The sequence below is a fragment of the Paenibacillus timonensis genome, from assembly GCF_022427145.1.
GTDB classification, from domain to species: Bacteria; Bacillota; Bacilli; order Paenibacillales; family Paenibacillaceae; genus Fontibacillus; species Fontibacillus timonensis.
In genome coordinates, this window is the sequence record NZ_JAKSXN010000041.1 from 16,127 (window position 1) to 37,159 (window position 21,033).

The window sequence follows — 21,033 nt, forward strand, 5'->3', positions numbered from 1 at the left end:
AAATGAAGCATAGAAGATAGGCGCCGAATGAACTTCTAGGTGACAAGGGAGGGGCTTAAGCGTGACGGGAAGACCAAGGGCGGAAGAACGGACCGGATTTCAGGAAGGCAGCGGATTTGGCGCTTCGTATGACGTGCAGACGGATTTTGTGATGGTATACGGCATCGGCGAATCGATGCCTCGGCGTATCCGCGAGTGGGCGGAGCGGGGATACCATGTGCACCTGATGACCGGGGTGTCCTGGGGCGGTTACCAGGACTATCTGAACGGGCACACGGACGGCCGCTCCCATTGGGACGAAGCCCAGAAATACCAGGACGGCGAAACGATTATCCATGGGACCTCGGAGGATATTCCCTATATGGTGCCAACCATCAGCTATGCCGACTTTTTGGTGGAACGGATTCGTCCGGCCGTCGATGCCGGCGTGGAAGCCATTCATCTGGAGGAACCGGAATTTTGGGTGGAGGGCGGCTACTCCGAAGCGTTCCGACGCGAATGGCAAAATTATTACAACGAGCCATGGCAGCCGCCCCATGCCTCGGAGGATGCGCAATACCGCGCCTCCAAGCTGAAGGCTTATCTGTACACGCGTTGCCTGGACCGCATTTGCTCGGCGCTAAAGGAATATTCGCTGGTCCGGTACAACCGGCCGCTGCGTTTTTTCGTGCCGACGCACAGCTTGATCAATTACACCCAGTGGCGGATCGTCAGCCCGGAATCCCGGCTGCTCGACGTGCCGACCGTCGATGGCTATATCGCCCAAATTTGGACGGGGACGTCGCGGACGGCCAACGTATACGAGGGCAAACGTGCGGAGCGGACATTCGAGACGGCGTTCCTGGAATACGGGATCATGCAGGAATTGGTTCGCGGTACGCAACGCCGCATGTGGTTCCTGCATGATCCGATCGAAGACGATCCGAAGCGGACCTGGGCCGATTACCGCGAGAACTACGTCAAGACGCTGATCGCCTCGCTGCTGCATCCGGCGGTTTCCCGTTATGAGGTGGCCCCATGGCCCCGGCGGATCTTCGAGGGACGGTATCCGTCCGAGGATGGCAGCGGTAAAGAGGGGATTCCGGCCGATTACGGGACGATGCTGCTGAGCGTGATGCACACGCTGGGGAACATGGAGCAGGAGGAGGTCCGGATGTACGGCAATGCCGCCGTCACCGGCGTGCTCCTGGCCGACTCGGCCATGTTCCAACGCAAACGGATCGAGACGAAAACGTCCGGTTTCATGATGAAATACGACGGAACGAACGAGGTGGAACTGACGGACGAATCGGCGGTGGAACTGCTGAATTTCTCGGCATTTTACGGGCTGACGCTTCCGCTCGTCAAACACGGGCTGCCGGTTCGGCCGGTGCAGCTCGATAACCTTCGGCGGTTCCCCGGATATTTGGACGATTACCGCGTGCTGGTCTTAAGCTATGAATTCATGAAGCCGGAATCGCCGGATTTGCACGGCGTTTTGGCCCAATGGGTACGGGAAGGCGGGGCGCTCATTTACGTGGGGGACGACAGCGATCCGTATCATGGAGTCCGGGAGTGGTGGAATCAGGGCCGACGGCGGTACGTTTCGCCGCGGGCCCATCTGTTCGAATGTCTCGGATTGCCGTGCGGGGCCGAGGCAGGGACGGCTGAGACAGAAGGTATCACCCGGGTAGGCGCCGGCCTGGTCAGCTATTTGCCGATGCGGCCGGACCGGATCGCGCAGAGCGCGGAAGCGGCAGAGCGGTTCCGCGCCGCGGTACGGGAAGCGATGGAGCTGCTTAGAAGCGCGGAGGGGCCGGCGGATGCGGGCCGCTTCACGCCGCAGGCAGCCCCCGACGGCTTCCCGGGAGAGCCGGTTCCGGCGGTGGACGCGCTCCGCTGGGAACCGCGGAACCATTTCCACCTTCGCCGCGGTCCGTACGTGATCGCCTCCGTCATGACCGAGTCGGTCAGCGAAACGCCGCTCGAGCTAGAGGGCTTATTCGTCGACTTGCTTGAGGCCGGCCTGCCCGTCAGAGAACGGGTCACGATCCAGCCGGGCCGCCAAGCTTTGCTTTATGATTTGGCGTACACCGGGCCGGGCAGCCTAAACGCCTGCTCCGGCGTGATCGCCGCCTCCTCCCGGATCGAAGATTTCCGCGAGGACGAACGCGGCATCTCGTTTACGGCCAAGGGGCCTCGCCCGTTGCAGGCCGCGGCGCGGCTTTGCTGCGAGGCAAGACCTGCGGCGGTGACGGCCATGGTTCAGCCTGGCGAGGGGGATGTCCTCGCACCGGCTAGTGCCGCGCCGCTCTCATTCGAATGGGATGCGAAGTCGCGTACCCTGCTTCTTCATTACGAGCATGGAGACGGAGGAACCCGCATCACGGTGACGAAGCAGCAAACGAAGGAATAATGACAGGATCACGATATCCGCATGGGAGGCAGATAACCGATGAATACGAAATTGCGTCCACCGGCAGTACCTTTGATAACCATCGATCCTTATTTCAGCGTCTGGTCGATGGCGGATCGACTGACCGACGATTTCACCCGCCATTGGACCGGACGCCGGCAGGCGTTCACCGGCTTGATTCGCATCGACGGCGTGGCCTGGCGGTTTGCCGGGCGCGTCGAACCCAATCCGGAGCGGTATTATACGGAGCCGGAGCCAATGAACCAAACCGGGCTCGAAGTTACGGCTCTCTCCACCCGCTACCAATTCGAGGCGGGGGGCGTTGGGCTGGAAGTGACCTTTACGAGTCCGCTGTTGCCGGACGATCTGGAGCTGTTATCGCGGCCGGCTTCTTATGTCTCTTTCCGCGTGCGTTCCCTCGACGGACGTCCCCATCAGGTGCGCCTATATGCAGACGCAACCGGGGAGTGGTGCGTGAACGAAACCGACCAGGCGATCGCCTGGCAGCAAGAGGAGCAGGGAGACCTCGCGGTGCTGCAGGTGCGCCATGCTGAGCAGAAGCCGCTCCATGTCTCGGGCGACGATCAGCGCATCGATTGGGGCACCTTCCTGCTGGCCGTCAAGCAGGCGCCGGACGTGAGGACTTATCTGGAACGGGCGCAAGTCCGCAAACAGTTCGTCCGGGAAGGCGAAATCCGGCCTAACGAAGGTACGTCGCCGATCGCTCAATCTCAACCGGTTCGCGACGCCGAACTGGTTATGGCTTGCGTGTGGGATGCCGGGGAAGTGGCCGGAACGGACGAGAAATCCCAATTGATCGTCCTCGCCTATGACGACGTGTATGCGATTGAGTATTTTGGCCAACCCTTGGAGGCTTATTGGAAAAAGGATGGGAACACGGTCCCGAACCTGCTAAGCGAAGCGTTTCGGGATTACCCGAAACTTATGGCGCGCTGCGATACGTTCGATGCCAAGCTGCGCGAAGACGCGATCCGCGCCGGTGGGGAGAAATACGCCGATATCCTGTCCCTATCCTACCGGCAGGCGATTGCGGCGCATAAACTGGTCCGCGATCCCGAGGGGCAAGTGCTGTTCATGTCGAAGGAATGCTTCAGCAACGGCTGTATTGCCACGGTGGATGTAAGCTACCCGTCGATCCCGCTGTTCTTGCTGTACCAGCCCGAGCTGGTCCGCGGCATGATGCGGCCGATCTTCAAATACGCCGCCAGCGACGCCTGGACGTTTGAATTTGCGCCGCATGACGTCGGCCAATACCCGCTCGCCAACGGTCAAGTGTACGGCGAGAACGCGCTGGAGGCGCAAATGCCGGTTGAGGAATGCGGCAATATGCTTGTCATGGCGGCCGCGGTCACGTGGGCGGACGGTAACACGGACTTCGTACTGGAGCATCGCGGGTTGCTCGCCCAGTGGGCCGACTATTTGGTGGAACATGGACTGGATCCGGAACATCAGCTTTGCACCGACGATTTCGCCGGACATTTGGCACGCAATGCCAACCTCTCGGCTAAAGCGGTGATGGGCGTAGCCAGCTACGGGTTGTTATGCGAAATGCTGGGCGAAGAGGAACCGGCGGAGCATTACCGCCAAGCCGCCTCGGACATGGCCCGCAAGTGGGAAGGGCTAGCCGCCGATCCGAGTGCCGACAGCCATACGATGCTGGCCTTCGGCCAGCCGGGGACCTGGAGTTTAAAATATAACCTCGTTTGGGACGGCATCTTCGGGACCGGTTTGTTCAGGGAAGAGATGATCCGCCGCGAGGTTGCCTGGTATCTGGAAAAGCAGGAACGATACGGGACGCCGCTGGATAACCGGGCAGCCTACACGAAAGCCGATTGGCTGGTATGGGCCGGAACGCTGGCGGAGGAGCGCGAGGATTTTGAGCGAATCATTTCGCCGCTCTGGACCTTTCTGAATGAAACGCGGGACCGCGTACCGTTCACGGATTGGTACGACACCAAGACGTCGGCGCAGATCGGCTTCCAGCACCGGAGCGTGGTTGGCGGCTTGTATATCAAGCTGCTGAAGGATCGCGGGTTGAAGCTGTAGAGGAGAATCAAAAGAGGATTCTATTCGATATATCATGCAGAATCTCTGTCCTGGGCCTGACTGGAGGTAAATCTGTACGAAATTTCATACCCATTCCGCAGAAATCGCCGAAAACGGCGATTTCTGTTCGTTTTTTCGCCTACATCGGATATGATATGCTTTAGAGTATTTATCCGAAAGGAGTGTTCATGTTGGGTCAAATCATTCCCGAATTTACGCTAAATGATGGCATGAAGCTGCCGGTGGTCGGTTTAGGCACCTACACGCTTCGCGGCAGCGAGGGCGTGCAGTCGATCGTCAATGCAATCCGCTCCGGCTATCGCTTGTTGGATTCCGCCTATAACTACGAAAACGAAGGAACCGTCGGCGAAGCCGTAAGGCGTTCCGCGGTACCGAGGGAAGAGCTCATCATCGCGTCCAAGCTCCCCGGCCGCTACCATACGTACGATAAAGCGGTGAAGGCGATCCAAGAGTCGTTGTACCGGGCGCAGCTGGATTACTACGACCTGTATCTGATCCACTGGCCCAATCCGATTCAAGGACATTATGCGGAAGCATGGCAGGCCTTAATCGACGCGAAAAGGTGGGGGCTGGTCCGCTCCATCGGGGTCAGCAATTTCCTGCCCGACCATCTGGACCGCCTGGTCAAGGAAACCGGCGTAACGCCAAGCGTGAACCAGATTGAGCTGCATCCGTTCTTTAATCAGGCCGAGCAGCGCAAATATCACGAAGAGCACGGGATCATCACGGAATCTTGGAGTCCGCTGGCGCATGGCAACGACGTGTTGAATCACGAGACTATTCGGCAAATCGCCGAACGTCACGGGAAATCGGTGTCCCAGATTATTCTGCGTTGGCATTATCAACTGGGGGCCGTCTCGATTCCGAAATCGGCTTCCGCCGCTCGTCAATTGGAGAACCTCTCGATCTTCGACTTCGCGCTGGATGAGGGGGGAATGGGACGGATCTCCGGTTTGACCCGCCCGGACGGGCGGTTAAGAAACCAGGATCCGGCGGTATACGAGGAGTTTTAAAGCCTGCCGGCTGAGTGGAAAAGGGACGGGCAGGCTCGCATTTGCAATCGTGCTTCACAACTTAAGCCAACCCCATACGGGTTGGCTTTGTTGCATCATGCCCTTATTTGCTCACTTGCAGACGTATCGACTCCCTGCGAACATCTTCGTAGAGGTTGGCGGAAGAGGTTGCGCAGGAATAGGCCATCTCCCCGCTGATATCGAGTAAGGTCAGGCGATGACCGTGTTTCGCTCCAGTGTCGATGCCAAGACGACCCTCGGCCTGCCAAATTGCCCCGGGCTCGGCGCCCAGCTTGAAGGTTGGGGTATGACCGAACACGATCGTGCACGAACTGTCTGGTACCGCTGACCAAAATGCCTCACGGATGCCGGTCATATCCTCCGCCGTTTGCTGATGCAGCGGTACGCCGGGACGAATACCGGCATGCACGAACAGCCAATCGTCCAAGATGGTATAATACGGCAACCCGCGCAGCCAACTCAACCGATCTTCCGGAAGGCAGCTGTCGGCGTCACCGTCCACACGTTGCAATAGGCTGACCTCAAGGTTACCCAAGAGGGCGGTGGCGCCGCCTTCGGTCAGTTGATGAACCAGCTCCAGCGTTCCCCAGGTGGACGGGTCGGCGTTAACGTAATCGCCCAGGAGGACTAGACGGTCCTGCTCGGCGTCATAGTCGGCCGCCGCCAGTAGACGAAGCAGTCCATCAGCGTGGCCGTGTATATCGGAAATCGCCAGTAGGCGCGGCGAATAGTCGGAAGTATTCATGGTTCTGTGTCCTTTCGTTCTTCTTCGGGTGCGGCGCTTGCGTAAATAAACGCCGATGAGGGCGGCAAGAAAACGGTATGCTGGGTATTCGGCGCCAGCGGATACGGTGACAACGCGTACAGCGTATGCCCTTCATCCGTTTCCGCCATCAGCCGCCAACGGTTTCCTTCGAAGGTGCAGTGCAGGATGCGGACCCGCAGATGGTTATCCGACCCGCTTACTCCCCCTTCCTCATCCGCATTTACCGCCGCGGCTTCAGGCACGGCTTCCCCGATGGCGAGCCGGAGCTGCTCCGGTCGGAATAGCAGTTCCGCCGGCGCGCCATCCGCGCGTCCGGCCACGTCTGCTCCGGCGACGCCTTCGATGCGCTTTCCGCCAATGCGGATGGCCGTGGCGGCGGCATTATGGCCACGCTCAAGACGCCCCGGCAACCGATTGATCGCACCGAGCAGCGACGCGACCCATGGGCTCGCCGGTCGGGTAAAGCACTCCTCCGGCGTGCCGATCTGGTCGATCGCTCCATTTCGCAGAATCAGCAAGCGATCGGCCATCGAAAACGCCTCCTCCGGGTCGTGAGTGACATGGAACACGCTAGTGCCCAGCCTGCGGAACAGATAAGCCATTTCCGTGCGCATTTCGATTCGCAGGCGCATGTCCAGGTTGGACAAGGGTTCGTCCAGCAGAAGTAAACTCGGCCGGGTGGCTAGGGCTCGGGCGATAGCCACCCGCTGCTGCTGTCCGCCTGAAAGCTGTGGAGGCAGGCGGCGTTCCAATCCCTCCAGATGCAAAAGCCGCAGCAATTCCTTAACGCGTGATTGTTTCTCGCCGCGCCCTATATTTTTCAGACCGTAGGCCACATTGTCGAAGACGCTCATATGCGGCCATAAGGCGTAATCCTGAAACACCATGTTGACGTTTCTTTTTTCTGGCGGAATCAGGGTTCGCGTGGAGGCGATGGTCTCGCCTCTAAGCCGGATCTCGCCAGAGTCCGGGGAAATCAGGCCAGCCACCAGTTGCAACAAGGTCGATTTGCCACAACCCGAGGGGCCAAGCACACTGATGATTTCGCCTTCTCTCATCTCGAACGTCACCTCGTCCAAAGCTCGGAACGAGCCGTATTGCTTGGTAAGTCCGCGGATCTCCAGCAAGGTGGATACGGTAGGGGAATTAGGTTGGATCATGGTTGACCTCCTTACGGCGCAACAGGATTTCCAGCAGTAAAATGATCAAAACAACTAGGCTGCCGCCCAGGATGGTTGCGGCCGAAGCGTAGCCGAACCGCATATCCTCAAACGCCTTGTTGACGGATATCGGAAAGGTGATAAAATTCGGCGGAAACAAAATGGAGTTGACCGCCAGGTCGAACACGCTTGAGCCGAAGGCCGCCAAACCGGCCGACAAGAGCGCTCTTCGGATGAGCGGCACCAGCACGCGACGCATTCTTCCAAGCCACGTATCCCCGTTGAGTTGGGCAGCGTGCAGCAGGTTACCAGGCACTTTCGCCATCGCCCCGATAAGGACCCGCGTAATGACTGGGATGGCTCCGGCGATGGCGGCTAACACGAGGATGGCCGGTTTGCCATACAACAGCAAACCGATCTGGTCTAACCAACGTTGATTCCAAACGAAGATATAGCCGATTCCCAGCACCACACCGGGCACGGCCAATGTCACGAGCGACAGCACCTCGATGCCTCGCTTAAAGCGGAAGCCCGAATAGCTGAGCACATAAGCCACCATCAAGCCAATCAATAAGCCGAGCGCAGCAGCGATTAAGGCGATCGTTAGCGACCGTTCCAAGCCGACCAGAAGCTCTGAGCCGCCCCGGAACAAGGATCGGTAATGCTCTAGGGTCAGGTTGTCCGGCCGGATTCCACCGGCTTGTGTCTTCATGAAGGATAATATCAAGTTGGAACCGATCGGGACCCCAATAACGATAGACAAAAAAATCAGATTGATCAGCGTCAGAGGCCAAGTGAAGCGGCCCGCCGACTTCGGCTTTGCCGGTACGGCCCGGGCAGACAGAAAATCGAAACGAGAGCGGCGTAAGGCATAAAACTGAAGCAGCATGGCCAAACCGATCAATACGACAAGGTAAAAGGACAAGACCCCGGCCATGTCAAAGCGGATCGGCGAAGTATACAGCGCCGAATAAATCGAATAGGGCAGCGTCGGGAAGCGGTAAATGGCAGCGATTGACGCTGGAAGCCCGAAATCCCCGATCGTATCCATGAATACCAGCGCCGCCCCGGCCAGAATAGCCGGGAGAAGCAGAGGTGCCTGGATGGTACGCCACACGCGGAAGGGGGAGGCTCCGTTCAGCCGGGCTGCCTCTGAAAGTTGCTCTACCTTCCATTCCATGGCCGAGCGAACGCTGAGGTAAGCTAGTGGAAACTTACTGAGCGTCATGACGACGATCAAGCCGGCCGGTTGAAACACCGCTTTGGTGATCCATGTCCAGCCGAGTAGATGGACGGCTAGCCCGCCTGAAGCCGAGAACATGATCCAACCTTGAGCCAAGATGAAGGAGGGCATGATCAGAAGTACCCAAACGGCGGCATCGAGCAGCTTGGCGGTTGGAAATTGCCAAGTCGCGCGGATCATCGCAAAGGTGCCGCCAAGGAGCGTAGCGAGAACGGTCGTCCCGCTAGCGAGGACGACCGAATTCTCCAACGATTTCTGCCACAAGGGCCGGTGAAAGATTTCCAGCAGCAGGTTCAGTTCACCAAGTCCCCAGTGGCCAAAAAATACGCCAGGTAGCAAAACTTGTATGATCACGGCCAGTAGAGGATAGAGCACGAGCACGAATAACAGGAAGCTGACGGACCAACCAAGGCGGTCTTGGGATAATCGCCGCAACATCGTTACTTGACCGCTTTATCGGCGAACCACTGCTTGATCTCAGCTTCATGTTCGGCAGCCCAGGCGGCATCCGCCGCAACGAGTTTTGCATTCGGGTCGCGGTTCTCCTTCGGCTTTGCGCCGGAAACCGACGGTTCGAAATAAGCTTCTTCGCCTTGGTCGACCAGTTGCTGTTGCGTGTTCGGATCCAGTAGAAATTCGATGAAAGCTTTGGCGGCGTTCGGATTTTTGGTATCTTTCTGAATCGCGGCAACGCGTACAGAAGCCGGCGCTCCTTCTTCCGGCCAAACGATATCGATCGGCTCACCCGCCGTCAACATGCTGTAGGCGTTGGATTCCTGAAGAGCCGCGATACTCACTTCACCGGAGCTAAGTGCCTGCACAACCTGCGGATTTTTTGGATAAACGCGAAGGCCGTTGTTGAACCAGGAATCGAACAGTTCTTTACCGCCGTCCATGCCGGATTGTTCGAAGAAACGCGCTACGAAGGGATAGGCCGGGGCGGCGATGGCCGGGTCTGCGGTAGCGATTAACCCCTTGTACTCGGGTTTGGCGAAATCCGCCCAAGTTTTGGGAGCCTGATCCTCCGAGAATTTGTTTGTGTTATATACGATGACGCCAGCCGCATGCGCGCCTGTCGGATAATACGCTTGGTTCCCCGGCACATAGCTGCGATACGTTTCCGTTAAATTGGCTTCGTTGTTCGGCGTCCAGCCTTCAAGCAACTGCCCTTGTTCGCCAAGGGCGTTGATGGAGGGCATCATGTCTGCCCATATCACATCCCAATGCGGATTTCCTTTCTCTGCTTCGATTCGTGACATCAGTTCCGCCCCGTTTCCGGTAACGAGATTCACTTTATAGCCGGTCGCTTGTTCAAACATGTCGGCAATGATATCGTCAAAATCGTTTAGGTACACCGTCAATGTTCCCTCATCCTTTGCTTCCTCCGTCGTTTCCGTGGAATTACCGGCGGCACTGGCTTGCGCATTTCCGGCTGCGTTGTGCCCTGGGGCCGCGCTGTTTTGGTTGCCTCCGCATGCGCTTAAAGCCAATGTGAGCAGCAAGGTCAATAGTACTCCTGCGGTATAGCGTTTCGTTCGATTTCTCATTCTCTTTCTCCCTTCGAAATGTAGATGGACGATTTCATTTCCTACCCTTTCGTTCTTTAATGTAACAATCGATAGTCAGGCAAATGTTAAGCAAACGTTCGAGTTATGTTAAATAAAGTTTATGTATCTTGATTTATATAGATACAATCTATATTTCAGAGAGGAGGGATGGTCGTGAACATCCAGCAACTCAAAGTGCTACAAGAGATCGGCGGCGGCAAGACGTTGGCCGAAACGGCGGAGAAGCTTGGCTTGAAGCAGCCTACCGTGAGTTTTCACTTGCATAAGCTGGAGGAGGAATTGGGCCTGACCCTGACGCGAAAAACCGCGCGCAAGCTGCGCCCGACCGAAGCGGCTACAGACCTGTTGCCTTACGTTCGGCGAATCGTCGCTTTGACTGCGGAAATGGAGGAGAGAGCGGCTGAGCATCGGGACGGAACGTCGGTCAAACTGCGCCTTGGGGCCAGCTATACCCCAGCCACTTATTTCATGCCGCCGTATTTTGCAGGATTCCAGAAGCTCTACCCGCAAATCCAACTGCAATTGTCGGTGAAAAAAGCCGAGGCGGTACTGACTATGCTGCGCGGGTATGAAATCGAAGCGGCGATCGTCTCGTTGCCGGAATCGCGGGAAGATGACCTAACGGTTGTCCCCTTGGTCACCGACGAACTGATGCTGGTTTTTTCCCCGAATCATTCATTGGCAAGTAAGGAACAGGTGCAGGTTGAGGATTTGCGTGGGGAGACCTTTCTGCTCCATGAGCCCGGTTCGACTTCTCGCCGGTTGACGGAGGAATGGGCGGAACAGGCGGGGCTCCATTTCGACTTTTCGATGGAGCTGGGGGCCATTGAGACGATGAAGGAGGCGGTCAAATGCAATATCGGCATTGCAGTCTTGCCTCGGCGCAGCGTTGCACGGGAGATTTTAACCGGTGAGCTTCGGCAGCTGGAGCTTCCCGGGTACGTGAACCGCCGCCGGATTTGTCTGGTTTATCGGGAGGAGAAGACCTTGTCCGCTGCCGTTCGAAAATTCAATCAATATATGACGAGCCAAGTTTTCGGATAAAGCCCGGGAAATAGATATACTCGTAAACAACGCGAGCCGCAGGGGGAAAACCCTGCGGCTCGCGTTGTTATTTCCGAGGATGGAACGTGATTTCACTCTCGCGATCGCATTGATGGACGACGGAAATGAATCGCGACCTCTCCAAACGGTGGCATTGGCACTCCAAGATGCCCATCCCGTCCTCGTTCCCGGCGTTCCCAGTCCCCGTCGGCTCCTGCCGGTATACTGCCGAACGGCTTAGGTACCGTTGCAGCTGTTCTTGGATGGCTGCGCAATGCCGGCTTTTGATACGTGCGGTTTGAGTCAAACGCGTGCCTTGTACCGGAAGCTTGACGGCTTCGAAGGCAGTCAAGTAGGCGATGACCGAATAGAGGGCCTGCAGAAAGCCGAAGTGAAAGCCGGCACCCATCAGGAGCAGGCAGTTCAGCAATAACAAGACCCGTTCCGGAGACAACCTTCCATCGTAAAGATGTTCTACCGCCTTCTCCGCAAAATCCAGAGCACCTCCGAAACGTAAGGATAGTCCGAGTCCAAGTCCCAGAGAACCTCCGCCGACCAGCGCCGCCAGCAGCGGCTCGCCAATGAAAGACGGGTAGGGATGGAGTACGAGAGTGCCAAGTGAAAATACCAATATTCCGATCACGGTGAAGATCCCGTAGGACCACTGAATGTTTTTGCGGTAGAGCAAGAGCAGCGGCAGATTAAGCAAAAACAGGAACAACCCGAGCTGCATCTCCATCTTTAGCGCTAGCAATACGGATAATCCCGTCACTCCTCCAACGACGATCCCATGGGGCATCAGGAACAGCTCCAGGCCGGCAGAAGCCAGCAAGGCGCCGGCAATGACGCCCACGGCACGGGGAAACGCCGGAATGAAATGCTTCCCGCCGCCGCGAACCTTCCCGGAGGAATGAACTCTCATCTGGTGTTTCAAACCGACCCCTCCTTCTTGGATAAAACCATCATCAAGGGCAGGCGGTTCATCAACCTGAAAACCGGATCAGGCCATTATTGCGGTGAAGTTTCCTCTTGCAGCTGTCGTTGCTGCTCCTTCCGCTTCACATGCCGAGCTTCGAAACGGAATACACGATCCAGCAGCTTGAACACCTGTTTGCTCTCCTTGGCGAGCAGCGGTCCCAGGATCGCCAGAACCAGCACATATAATGCGGCAAACGGCTGCAAAATGGACGCCAGTCCGCCGGCTTTCCCCAGATTGACTAAAATGATGGAAAACTCCCCGCGGCCCATGATCGTCAGGCCGATATTCATCGATGCCTTCGGCGACAACCCGGCCTTTCGCCCGGCGATCATGCCGGCCGTAATGTTGCCGATCAAGGTAATCGCCACGGCCGCGAGCGAATACCAAACGGCGCCGCCAAGCTCCGTCGGATCGATCGATAAGCCGAAGCTGAAGAAGAAGATGGCTCCGAAGAAATCGCGGAACGGAATCACGAACTTTTCGATTTGCTTCACATGCTCCGTTTCCGCGAGGACGAGGCCTAGCAGCAAGGCGCCGATGGCTTCGGCAACGTGCAGCGTTTCGGAGAATCCGGCAATCAAGAAGAGAACCGCGAATACGACCAAGATAAACAACTCATTCGAACGGATGTTAAGTGCGCGGTTAAGCAAGGGAACGATTTTTCTCCCGACAAGCAACAGAACAAGCATATAGCCAAAAGAAATGGCGGTAGATAACAGAACGCCGCCGAACGTTGACGATCCGCTTAAGACTAAACCCGACAGGACGGAAATGTAGAGGGCGAGGACGACGTCCTCGAACATGGTAATGCCCAGGACCATCTCCGTTTCCGGATTGGCGGTCCGTTTTAAATCGACGAGTACTTTAGCCACGATGGCACTGGAGGAGAATGTGGTGATGCCGGCGATCAGAAGCACTTCCGCGAACTGGAAGCCTGCCGCCCAGCCGAAAATGATGCCTAAGGCAAAATTAATCGAGATATATATGCTTCCGCCCAGCACGATGGATTTGCCGGACTTGATGAGCCGGGTAACGGAAAACTCGAGGCCCAAATAAAAGAGCAGAAACAAAACGCCGATGCGTCCCAGGAACTCGATGAGCTCCGCGCTCTCAATAAAGCGGAAATCGAAATGCCCCAGCTCCATGGCGTGCGGGCCTACGGCCATCCCGATGAGAATGTAGAACGGGATGACGGATAAACGAAGTTTTGCGGAGAGCAGTCCGGCCGCCGCAATCAGGGCGATGGCCAGACCGATCTCAAGCACGAGATGATCCAATTCAACCACTTCCATTCAATAGGATCTGTCTGATTTGCTGTTGGTGGAGCCGTTCGCCGAGCACGACAACCATCGCATCGGCCGTAAGCATCAGATCCGCTCCGGGATTGATGTGTTTCGTATGGTTTTTCTCGATGACGGCGATGATCGTAGCTCCGGAACGTTGACGGATTTTGAGCTCGCCGATGGTTTTGCCGATGGATTTGAAGTTAGGCTCTAATTTATACCATTCAATGATCAGATCGCCTAAAGCGACTTCAATGTTCTCCAAAGCCGTCGGTTTGTAAGTCACGCCGCCGACGATGGCCGAGACGTATCTCGCTTCATCGTCGTCAAGAGTCACCATGGAGACGCTGTCGTCCGGCTCGTCGTGATCGAAGTGATACAGCTCGCGCCGGCCGTCATCATGGATAATGATCGTTAGTTTGTCGCCGCTTCGGGCCTCGATCACGAACTTTTTCCCGATTCCAGGCAGATCTGTTTCTTTGAGATTCATTTGAGTCAAGCCTCCAGTTTTTAGAGTCATCATTCCCATTTTGGGTATTGCAAAATAAGCCTCATGCGAATTCCGTTTTTTGAAAACGGGAATGCAAGGCAGGAGGCTGGATTTCAAAAACGTTGAAGTTGGGATTAAGCCACGAACATGCTCGTAAATTTGATGGGCATAAGCAGAAGCCGCCTTAACAGCAGGCAAAAAAACGGGCGGAAACGCACCCATGGCGCCAGCAGCAAGAAGCTGACCAGGGCCGGGACGTTATCCAGTTGATGCGGGGTTCTGTCAATGAACAGCTTGCCGTGGGACGGCGAACTGTTGAGGCGCAGCGGCACCTTGTGGTGCACGGCGTGATATTCGGTTTCCAGCGTTTCTTCCCCGCCGGCTTCCGCCTGAAGAGGGGGTGAAAGGAAGGAGGGCAGGGAAAAAGCCATAAACAACGACAAAATAGCGGCAGCCAACCAGCGAAGCCCTATTTTTTGCGTTTTCATGCTGAATCCCTCCCCTTGGACATCGATTTACTTATCTTTAGGATAGCATACCGGTGTCTTTCTTTTCAAAAGATAGAGCTGCTTAAGTGCAATTTTTCATTCAAATAAGGAAATACCGGATCAGGATATACGCGCTGGAAAATACGATCGACAGAATCATCAGCGGGAAACCGGCTTTGAGAAACCGCACGAACGTAATCGGCTCGCCCTCCTTGGCAGACATGCCCGCCGCGATCAAATTGGCGCTGGCTCCAATCAGTGATCCGTTTCCCCCGAGACAAGCGCCAAGCGCCAGGCTCCACCACAGCGGCTCCAGGTTACTGATCCCCATGGCCCCCATATCCTGAATCATCGGAATCATCGTCGCAACGAACGGGATGTTATCCAGGAAAGAGGAAGCGATCGCGCTAAGCCATAGAATCAGCATGGAAGTCGCCAGCGGATCCCCTCCGGTCAAGTCGATAGCCCACTCGGCCAGCCGCTTGATGGTCCCGGTATCGATCAACCCGCCAACCAGGACGAACAACCCGATAAAGAAGAAGATCGTCGGCCACTCAACGGAGCGGAACGCTCTTTCCATGACATGCTCCCCGGTGAGCAATAGCAGCAGGAAAGCCCCCGCTAAAGCCACGGTTGCCGACTCCAGGTGGAACGTTTGGTGCAGGAAGAAGCCCAGCAGCGTCAATCCCAGAATGATCAGACATTTCGTGAGCAGCTTCTGATCCGTGATCAAGCCTTCCAAGCTGATGTTCATGATGTTCTTCTGATTCTCCGGCGTCGACTTGATGCTCTTGCGGAACATCATAACGAGAATCGGCAAGGTGACCGCTAGGATCACGATGACGATGGGCGCCAGGTTTTGCAGGAAAGCGATAAAGGTCAGTTCCTTGACGGCGCTGCCGATCATGATATTCGGCGGGTCCCCTATTAAGGTTGCCGTCCCGCCGATGTTCGAGGCAACGACCAGCGAGAAAATGTAAGGAAAGGCCTTGACCTTAAGCTGGCGGGTAATGCTATAGGCGACCGGCACCATTAAAATGATCGTCGTCACATTGTCCAGGAAGGCGGACCCAACCGCCGTAATCAGCGCCAGCAGCCAAAGGATCGTCACGGGATTGCCCTTGGCCTTCCGGGCCGTCCAAATGCCGATATATTTGAAGAGTCCCGTTTCTGCCGTGGTGTTGACGATAATCATCATGCCGATCAACAGACCCAGCGTATTGAAATCGATGTGATGAATCGCCGACTCCTGGTCGATGATGCCAAAAATGATCATCAGGACGGCGCCGACCATGGCGAGCAGCGTCCGATGGATTTTCTCCGAAATGATAAGCGCGTACGTTAATAGAAAGATGATGATGGCCCAGATTGCTTGTTGCTCCATAGTAATTCTCCTCTCCATGTTTGCCGTAACCCGAGGTATCTTTAGATTGCCATGCAGGAGCAGAATTATGCCATTCCGGGTCAAAAAAAGGCAAAAAGAGCCCGCTACATGGCAGGCTCCTCCGATAACTCTCGTTTTCTATTGTTATTTAATGCCTACATCATTATATTATTAGTCATTTTAAAAGTAAAGAACTTACTGCCTGGGTTCCCGCCATCGGTTTGTACCCTTGGGCTGAGCGCATCCTCGACTTAGGTCTAGGTTGAAAAACCGTCCGCGGTCCGTTTTGGAAAACCTGCAATCCACCTAGAATAGAGACATAAGGTTGATCAAATGAGAGGCGGTGATAAATCGATGAAAACAAATCGACCGAATGTATTCGCTATTGTACTTATTGCCCTGGGCGCTCTGATTCTGCTGGGCAAGTTGACTCCTTTCCTGGGCAGCCTGTTCGGCCTGGTGATCGCGATCGTGATGATCGGTCTCGGATATTACGGGATTCGCCGGGGGAACGCGTTCTTCGGATGGCTGGTGCTGATTTTCGGGGTCATCTCCCTGATCTCCAAGCTGGCTTGGCTGATCGTTCCGCTCTTGGGTATCGGATTAATCGTATACGGTATCTCTTCCCTTAGAGGAAGACGGAGCTACTGATTAAATAGCATACATGCAGAATAACTTGAAATGAGGACCGAAAGGTTAGGAGGGAAGGGTGTCATGAGTGTATTTCGTCGGGTACGAGATATTACGGTAGCTACTTTGAATGAAAAGTTGGAGCAATCCCAAGATCCGGTCAGACTGATCGACCAGTTCCTGATCGAAACGCGGCAAGAAATCGCCGAAGCCGAGAAGCTGCATTATCAATACAGCGGCCACGCAAAGCAAATGAAGCAGCAGGTTGACCAGGCCAAGGTCATGCGCGACAAACGCGAAGAACAAGCGTTGCTCGCGTTGAAAGCAGGCGAGGAGCATTTGGCTAAACTGGCCCTGCAAGAGAAGATGCTATACGAGGAAAAGGTTGAGCAATACACCGAATTGTACACGCAAAGCTTGGAGTCGTTGCAGGAATTGGAAGCCCAGCTGAACGAATTGAAGACCGAATATCAGGTCGTGTACAGCAAGCGGCAATACTATTACGCAAGAATGGAGACGCTTCGTTTACAGCAGCGGATGAACCAGCGGATGAGCGGTTACGGCGTGCAGGACGTGCCGAAGATGTTTCATCGCTTGGAGGACCGGGTGTCCGATATGGAATGGGAAGCCCGAAGCCTGCGCGACTTGCGGAGAGCGGGTTCGGATTTCTTGAACCAAGCCGGCTCCGCCATCCAATCGACTCTGGAACAGGAGCTCTCCCGCTTGAAGCAGAAGCTGAATAACCAGGGAGAGGAGTAAGATCGATGGGAAGACCCTTGTACCGTTCCAGACGGGATCGCTGGATCAGCGGTTTGATCGGCGGGCTGGGCGAATATTTCGGCATTAACGTCGGCGTGCTGCGACTGATCGCTTTTCTCAGCATTTTCTTCACCGGCGGGACGACGATATTCATCTACTTTATCGCCACCTTGGTCATCTCCAAGGAGCCGTACCCGCCTCACGATCCGTTCTTTAACGGCGGATGGCCGGGCGGCGGTCCGCAGCCGGGTTACGGCCCCAAACGCCGGGACTTCTACGAGGATCCCCGCTTCGGCGCCCGCCCGCCATACGGAGCTCCAAACGGAAATACTTACGGAACCCAGCCGCCGCAATACGGCGCAGGCACTTCGGGAACCGGCTTCCAAGCCGCTCCGGGAGCATCCAACCTGGATTCCATGATGGAAGATATCGAGAAAAAAGCCATGAAAAAAGAACTGGAAGAGCTGCGTAAGAAGCTCTCCGACTACGAGAAGGGAGAAGTGTAAAACATGGGAGTATTCAAAAGAATTAAAGATATTACGAAAGCGTCTGTGAACGATTTGCTGGATAAGGTGGAAGACCCGATCGTCATGCTCAACCAGTACCTGCGCGATATGGAGGCTGAAATTCGCGACGCCGAAGTGACCGTGGCCAAGCAAATGGCGAACGAGCGCCGGATGAAGCAGCGCCTGGACGAAGCGGCCCGCATCTCCGCGCAGCGGGAAGCCCAAGCCGAAATTGCACTCCGCAATGGGCAGGAAGAAGTGGCCCGCAAAATGCTGGAGGAGAAAATCCATTACGATCAAAAGCAAACGGAATTTGCCGAGCTGCATGCGCAGTCCGAAGCTCAGGCTGCTGAACTCAAACAGCAATTGCATGAGATGAAGGACGAATTCTACAAGCTGCGCAACAAACGGAACGAACTGGTGAGCCGCGCGCAAATGGCGAAAGCCAGAAAGCAAATGTCGCAAATCAGCAGCCTGCATACGATCGAAAGCGGCAATGCTTCGCTCGGATTCCACCGGATGGAAGAGAAGATCATGCAGCTGGAAGCGGAAGCCGAAGTGGCCGGCGTTGTCTATCGGGGAACCTCGCCATCCACGTATATCAGCCCGGCGGATGCCGAGAAGCAGTTGAAAGTGGATGCGCAGCTTGAAGCGCTGAAAGCGAAGCTGAACCCATCCGCGGCCCGCGAGGAAGACAAGGAATAACTACACGTCCGCTGGACATTGTGATATTCTAAATACTGGCGAAGCCATACGGTATGGGGTCCCATACCGTTATGGCTTTTTACGACTCTATGAACCTGCAGGGAGGTGCGGCATATGGATACACGGAAAAGGTTCTTAGCCATCGCTTTGATCGGATTTGGGGTACTGTTGATTTTCGGGAAGTGGCTGAGTTTCTTCACCATTGTCGCCCTCTTATTTCTTGCGTTCGGCATTTATAAGATCCGGCAGGGAGAGCAGGTCAAGACCGGCTATATCTTGCTGGCGATCGGCGGCGGTATGATCCTGCTTGACCATTTCATGCTGGTACTGGCCATTCTGATGATCTCGCTTGGCTACTATTATGCGAAGATCCGCAAAACCCAGCCTCAGGGTAATTACGTGCAGAAGCAAAACATCACCTCCAGTATCCGTTGGGACCGCGATCCGTGGAGCTTGAGGAATACGAGCATGTGGCATGTGCTTGGGGAGCTTGACATCGATTTATCGCTGGCCATGGCGGAAGGAGGGCATAACGTCCTCATGTTCCAAGGCATCGTCGGAGACGTCGATTTGGCGATTCCGGAGGATTACGGCGTGGAGATCGAAGCGTTCGTCCTGTTCGGACAGATCGATTTCAGCCAAGACAAAGAAACGGGCATGCTCAATCGGCTGTATTGGAAGTCGCCGAACTATGAGTTCCGTGACCAAAAAGTGAAAATCATCATTTCCTATCTTGTAGGAGATGTCGATATACGATTAACTTAAGACAGGAGGAACGTCCCGCATGAAATCGAAAAAGCCGAGCAATATGGTATCCCGCAGCATGCGCGGAGGGATTCTCCTGTCTGTCATTATGATGGCAGCTACCTTTTACGTGCTGTATACATACGGGTATTTTCACCCTCAAACTTCCTGGAGGACGGGGATCAGGGCGGGCGTCACGCTGTTGTCGCTCCTGATCATCATCGGGGCGGCATACGGATTAATACAGGGATACCGCCCCAAACGGCAGATCGACGGGTTACGCGAAGCGCTCCTGCAATGGGAGAAGGGCAACCAAACCGGAAGCGTTCCGAAGCTTGGCGAAGACGAACTGGGCCGACTGGCCGAGCAGTTGGAGCGGATCGGCAAACGGTGGGAGGAGCAAGTCTCCTCCCTTCAGCGATTGTCGACGCATAACGCTCAATTAGCCGAGCAAGCCCGGGTATCAGCGATCGTGGAGGAGCGGCAGCGGCTTGCGCGCGAGCTGCATGACGCCGTCTCCCAGCAGCTGTTCGCCATCTCGATGACGGCCACGGCGGTAGGGAGAACGCTGGAGAAGGACTTCGACAAGGCCCAGCGCCAGGTTGAGCTGATCGAAGAAATGGCCTCCGTCGCCCAGTCGGAAATGCGTGCGCTCTTGCTGCATTTGCGGCCGGTCTATTTGGAAGGCAAGGAATTGTCCCAAGGCTTGCGAGACCTGGTTAAGGAGTTGAAAACCAAGGTCCCGATGGATTTGACCCTGGAGATGGACGAGAATTTAAGTTTAGGCAAAGGCATCGAAAACCATTTGTTCCGCATCATTCAAGAGGCGATGTCCAACACGCTGCGGCATGCCAAAGCGGACAAGATGGAGATTCGGATCCACCGCCGGGGCGAAGCCGTCAAGGTCACGCTGCGCGACAACGGCATCGGCTTCGAGCTGGACGACAAGAAGCAGGCTTCCTACGGCTTGTCCACCATGCAGGAACGTATCCACGAGATCGGCGGATCGATTCAGTTTATTACCGCGCCCGGCAAAGGGACGCGAATTGAGATGACCGTGCCATTATTTAATGAAGAAAGCGGGGAAGAGGTCAGCCATGGAGATGGAAGACAAGGAGATTAAAGTACTGCTTGTGGATGATCATGAAATGGTGAGAATCGGCCTGGCGGCGGTATTGGGCACCGAAGACGGCATCGAGGTCGTCGGAGAGGCCAGCAGCGGGGAGGAAGGAATCCGCCTGGCGCAGGAATACCGGCCGGATGTCGTGCTGATGGATCTGGTCATGGACGGGATGGATGGGATCGAAGCCACCCGGCAACTACTGTCGCTGCATCCCGATTGCAAAGTGATTGTACTTACCAGTTATCTGGACGACGAGAAGATGTATCCCGTAATTGAAGCCGGAGCGTTTAGCTATTTGCTGAAAACGTCGCGCGCCTCCGAAATCGCCGAGGCCATTCGCGCCGCCGCTCGCGGCCAGTCGGTACTGGAGTCGCAGGTCGCGTCCAAGATGATGAACCGGTTCCGCCAGCCCAAGGTGGAAGCCCCGGCCCACGAGGAGTTGACCGAACGCGAAATGGACGTTCTGCGTCTGCTGGCTCAAGGCAAATCGAATCAGGATATCGCCGATGACCTGATTATCGGAATCAAAACGGTCAAGTTCCACGTCACGAATATTTTGGCGAAGCTGGGGGTTGAGGATCGTACCCAGGCGGCCATTTACGCTTACAAAAACGGTTTGGCGGAGTAGCTCACTCCATCAAACC

The 21,033-nt window shown here is 55.8% G+C and carries 20 protein-coding genes; 11 read left to right on the forward strand and 9 right to left on the reverse strand.

Features of this window, described 5'->3' with window-relative positions:
- The first annotated feature begins 61 nt into the window (after positions 1-61).
- The 3 genes from MJ257_RS16335 to MJ257_RS16345 all read left to right on the forward strand — a co-directional run bounded on the left by MJ257_RS16335 (position 62) and on the right by MJ257_RS16345 (position 5,496).
- Positions 62-2,395: a hypothetical protein gene (locus MJ257_RS16335; RefSeq protein WP_240270242.1), complete on the forward strand. Its 2,334-nt coding sequence runs from the start codon at positions 62-64 to the stop codon at positions 2,393-2,395.
- 39 nt (positions 2,396-2,434) lie between these two features.
- The gene (locus tag MJ257_RS16340) at positions 2,435-4,462 is read left to right on the forward strand and encodes a glutaminase family protein (RefSeq protein ID WP_240270243.1); all 2,028 of its coding nucleotides are present in this window, start codon (positions 2,435-2,437) and stop codon (positions 4,460-4,462) included.
- Between the two features lie 191 nt (positions 4,463-4,653).
- Positions 4,654-5,496, forward strand: coding sequence for an aldo/keto reductase (locus tag MJ257_RS16345; RefSeq protein ID WP_240270244.1), 843 nt, complete (start codon positions 4,654-4,656; stop codon positions 5,494-5,496).
- Positions 5,497-5,599: 103 nt separating this feature from the next.
- On the opposite strand, the gene MJ257_RS16350 is transcribed toward MJ257_RS16345, so the two are convergent.
- Genes MJ257_RS16350 through MJ257_RS16365 form a run of 4 tightly spaced genes read right to left on the reverse strand, consistent with a single transcriptional unit; the run spans position 5,600 to position 10,233 of the window.
- The gene (locus tag MJ257_RS16350) at positions 5,600-6,262 is read right to left on the reverse strand and encodes a metallophosphoesterase (RefSeq protein ID WP_240270245.1); all 663 of its coding nucleotides are present in this window, start codon (positions 6,260-6,262) and stop codon (positions 5,600-5,602) included.
- A complete protein-coding gene (locus MJ257_RS16355) occupies positions 6,259-7,443 on the reverse strand; it encodes an ABC transporter ATP-binding protein (RefSeq protein ID WP_240270246.1) in 1,185 nt (394 codons plus the stop codon). The genes MJ257_RS16350 and MJ257_RS16355 overlap by 4 nt, the downstream gene beginning before the upstream one ends.
- The gene (locus tag MJ257_RS16360) at positions 7,430-9,124 is read right to left on the reverse strand and encodes an ABC transporter permease (protein WP_240270247.1); all 1,695 of its coding nucleotides are present in this window, start codon (positions 9,122-9,124) and stop codon (positions 7,430-7,432) included. The genes MJ257_RS16355 and MJ257_RS16360 overlap by 14 nt, the downstream gene beginning before the upstream one ends.
- A gap of 2 nt (positions 9,125-9,126) precedes the next feature.
- Positions 9,127-10,233, reverse strand: a complete 1,107-nt coding sequence (locus tag MJ257_RS16365; protein ID WP_240270248.1) for an extracellular solute-binding protein — start codon at positions 10,231-10,233, stop codon at positions 9,127-9,129.
- A 174-nt stretch (positions 10,234-10,407) separates the two neighbouring features.
- Between MJ257_RS16365 and MJ257_RS16370 the strand changes: the two genes are divergently transcribed.
- Positions 10,408-11,298, forward strand: a complete 891-nt coding sequence (locus MJ257_RS16370) for a LysR family transcriptional regulator (RefSeq protein ID WP_240270249.1) — start codon at positions 10,408-10,410, stop codon at positions 11,296-11,298.
- Positions 11,299-11,365: 67 nt separating this feature from the next.
- Here MJ257_RS16370 and MJ257_RS16375 read toward each other — a convergent pair whose 3' ends face one another.
- From MJ257_RS16375 to MJ257_RS16395, 5 genes are all read right to left on the reverse strand, one after another.
- Entirely contained in the window at positions 11,366-12,220 is an 855-nt protein-coding gene (locus MJ257_RS16375; RefSeq protein WP_240270250.1) for a YitT family protein, read from the reverse strand.
- A gap of 86 nt (positions 12,221-12,306) precedes the next feature.
- The gene (locus tag MJ257_RS16380; RefSeq protein ID WP_240270273.1) at positions 12,307-13,554 is read right to left on the reverse strand and encodes a cation:proton antiporter; all 1,248 of its coding nucleotides are present in this window, start codon (positions 13,552-13,554) and stop codon (positions 12,307-12,309) included.
- A 1-nt stretch (position 13,555) separates the two neighbouring features.
- Positions 13,556-14,050: a cation:proton antiporter regulatory subunit gene (locus MJ257_RS16385; RefSeq protein WP_240270251.1), complete on the reverse strand. Its 495-nt coding sequence runs from the start codon at positions 14,048-14,050 to the stop codon at positions 13,556-13,558.
- Positions 14,051-14,184: 134 nt separating this feature from the next.
- Entirely contained in the window at positions 14,185-14,538 is a 354-nt protein-coding gene (locus MJ257_RS16390; RefSeq protein ID WP_240270252.1) for a hypothetical protein, read from the reverse strand.
- Between the two features lie 100 nt (positions 14,539-14,638).
- Entirely contained in the window at positions 14,639-15,922 is a 1,284-nt protein-coding gene (locus MJ257_RS16395; protein WP_240270253.1) for an ArsB/NhaD family transporter, read from the reverse strand.
- Positions 15,923-16,276: 354 nt separating this feature from the next.
- Here MJ257_RS16395 and MJ257_RS16400 point away from each other — a divergent pair, with 354 nt between their 5' ends.
- From MJ257_RS16400 to MJ257_RS16430, 7 genes are all read left to right on the forward strand, one after another.
- Positions 16,277-16,573, forward strand: coding sequence for a hypothetical protein (locus tag MJ257_RS16400; protein ID WP_059041158.1), 297 nt, complete (start codon positions 16,277-16,279; stop codon positions 16,571-16,573).
- Between the two features lie 63 nt (positions 16,574-16,636).
- A complete protein-coding gene (locus tag MJ257_RS16405) occupies positions 16,637-17,311 on the forward strand; it encodes a PspA/IM30 family protein (protein WP_240270254.1) in 675 nt (224 codons plus the stop codon).
- Positions 17,312-17,316: 5 nt separating this feature from the next.
- Positions 17,317-17,817 carry a PspC domain-containing protein gene (locus MJ257_RS16410; protein ID WP_240270255.1) on the forward strand — a complete coding sequence of 167 codons (501 nt, stop codon included), beginning with the start codon at positions 17,317-17,319 and terminating at the stop codon, positions 17,815-17,817.
- A 3-nt stretch (positions 17,818-17,820) separates the two neighbouring features.
- Positions 17,821-18,522 carry a PspA/IM30 family protein gene (locus MJ257_RS16415; protein ID WP_068783435.1) on the forward strand — a complete coding sequence of 234 codons (702 nt, stop codon included), beginning with the start codon at positions 17,821-17,823 and terminating at the stop codon, positions 18,520-18,522.
- A gap of 114 nt (positions 18,523-18,636) precedes the next feature.
- Complete coding sequence (gene liaF / locus MJ257_RS16420) at positions 18,637-19,287, forward strand: cell wall-active antibiotics response protein LiaF (protein WP_240270256.1); 651 nt, start codon at positions 18,637-18,639, stop codon at positions 19,285-19,287.
- A gap of 19 nt (positions 19,288-19,306) precedes the next feature.
- Complete coding sequence (locus MJ257_RS16425; protein WP_240270257.1) at positions 19,307-20,389, forward strand: sensor histidine kinase; 1,083 nt, start codon at positions 19,307-19,309, stop codon at positions 20,387-20,389.
- On the forward strand, positions 20,370-21,017 hold the full coding sequence (locus MJ257_RS16430; protein ID WP_463670142.1) for a response regulator: 648 nt from the start codon (positions 20,370-20,372) through the stop codon (positions 21,015-21,017). Before MJ257_RS16425 ends, MJ257_RS16430 begins: the two co-directional genes overlap by 20 nt.
- Positions 21,018-21,033: the final 16 nt, after the last annotated feature.

Coding starts and splice junctions, on each gene's coding strand:
- MJ257_RS16405 (WP_240270254.1), top strand. CDS start 16,637: ATGAGTGTATTTCGTCGGGTACGAGATATTACGGTAGCTACTTTGAAT.
- MJ257_RS16430 (WP_463670142.1), top strand. CDS start 20,370: ATGGAAGACAAGGAGATTAAAGTACTGCTTGTGGATGATCATGAAATG.
- MJ257_RS16350 (WP_240270245.1), bottom strand. CDS start 6,262: ATGAATACTTCCGACTATTCGCCGCGCCTACTGGCGATTTCCGATATA.
- MJ257_RS16390 (WP_240270252.1), bottom strand. CDS start 14,538: ATGAAAACGCAAAAAATAGGGCTTCGCTGGTTGGCTGCCGCTATTTTG.
- MJ257_RS16425 (WP_240270257.1), top strand. CDS start 19,307: ATGAAATCGAAAAAGCCGAGCAATATGGTATCCCGCAGCATGCGCGGA.
- MJ257_RS16415 (WP_068783435.1), top strand. CDS start 17,821: ATGGGAGTATTCAAAAGAATTAAAGATATTACGAAAGCGTCTGTGAAC.
- MJ257_RS16410 (WP_240270255.1), top strand. CDS start 17,317: ATGGGAAGACCCTTGTACCGTTCCAGACGGGATCGCTGGATCAGCGGT.
- MJ257_RS16355 (WP_240270246.1), bottom strand. CDS start 7,443: ATGATCCAACCTAATTCCCCTACCGTATCCACCTTGCTGGAGATCCGC.
- liaF (WP_240270256.1), top strand. CDS start 18,637: ATGGATACACGGAAAAGGTTCTTAGCCATCGCTTTGATCGGATTTGGG.
- MJ257_RS16365 (WP_240270248.1), bottom strand. CDS start 10,233: ATGAGAAATCGAACGAAACGCTATACCGCAGGAGTACTATTGACCTTG.
- MJ257_RS16375 (WP_240270250.1), bottom strand. CDS start 12,220: ATGAGAGTTCATTCCTCCGGGAAGGTTCGCGGCGGCGGGAAGCATTTC.
- MJ257_RS16340 (WP_240270243.1), top strand. CDS start 2,435: ATGAATACGAAATTGCGTCCACCGGCAGTACCTTTGATAACCATCGAT.
- MJ257_RS16395 (WP_240270253.1), bottom strand. CDS start 15,922: ATGGAGCAACAAGCAATCTGGGCCATCATCATCTTTCTATTAACGTAC.
- MJ257_RS16385 (WP_240270251.1), bottom strand. CDS start 14,050: ATGAATCTCAAAGAAACAGATCTGCCTGGAATCGGGAAAAAGTTCGTG.
- MJ257_RS16360 (WP_240270247.1), bottom strand. CDS start 9,124: ATGTTGCGGCGATTATCCCAAGACCGCCTTGGTTGGTCCGTCAGCTTC.
- MJ257_RS16400 (WP_059041158.1), top strand. CDS start 16,277: ATGAAAACAAATCGACCGAATGTATTCGCTATTGTACTTATTGCCCTG.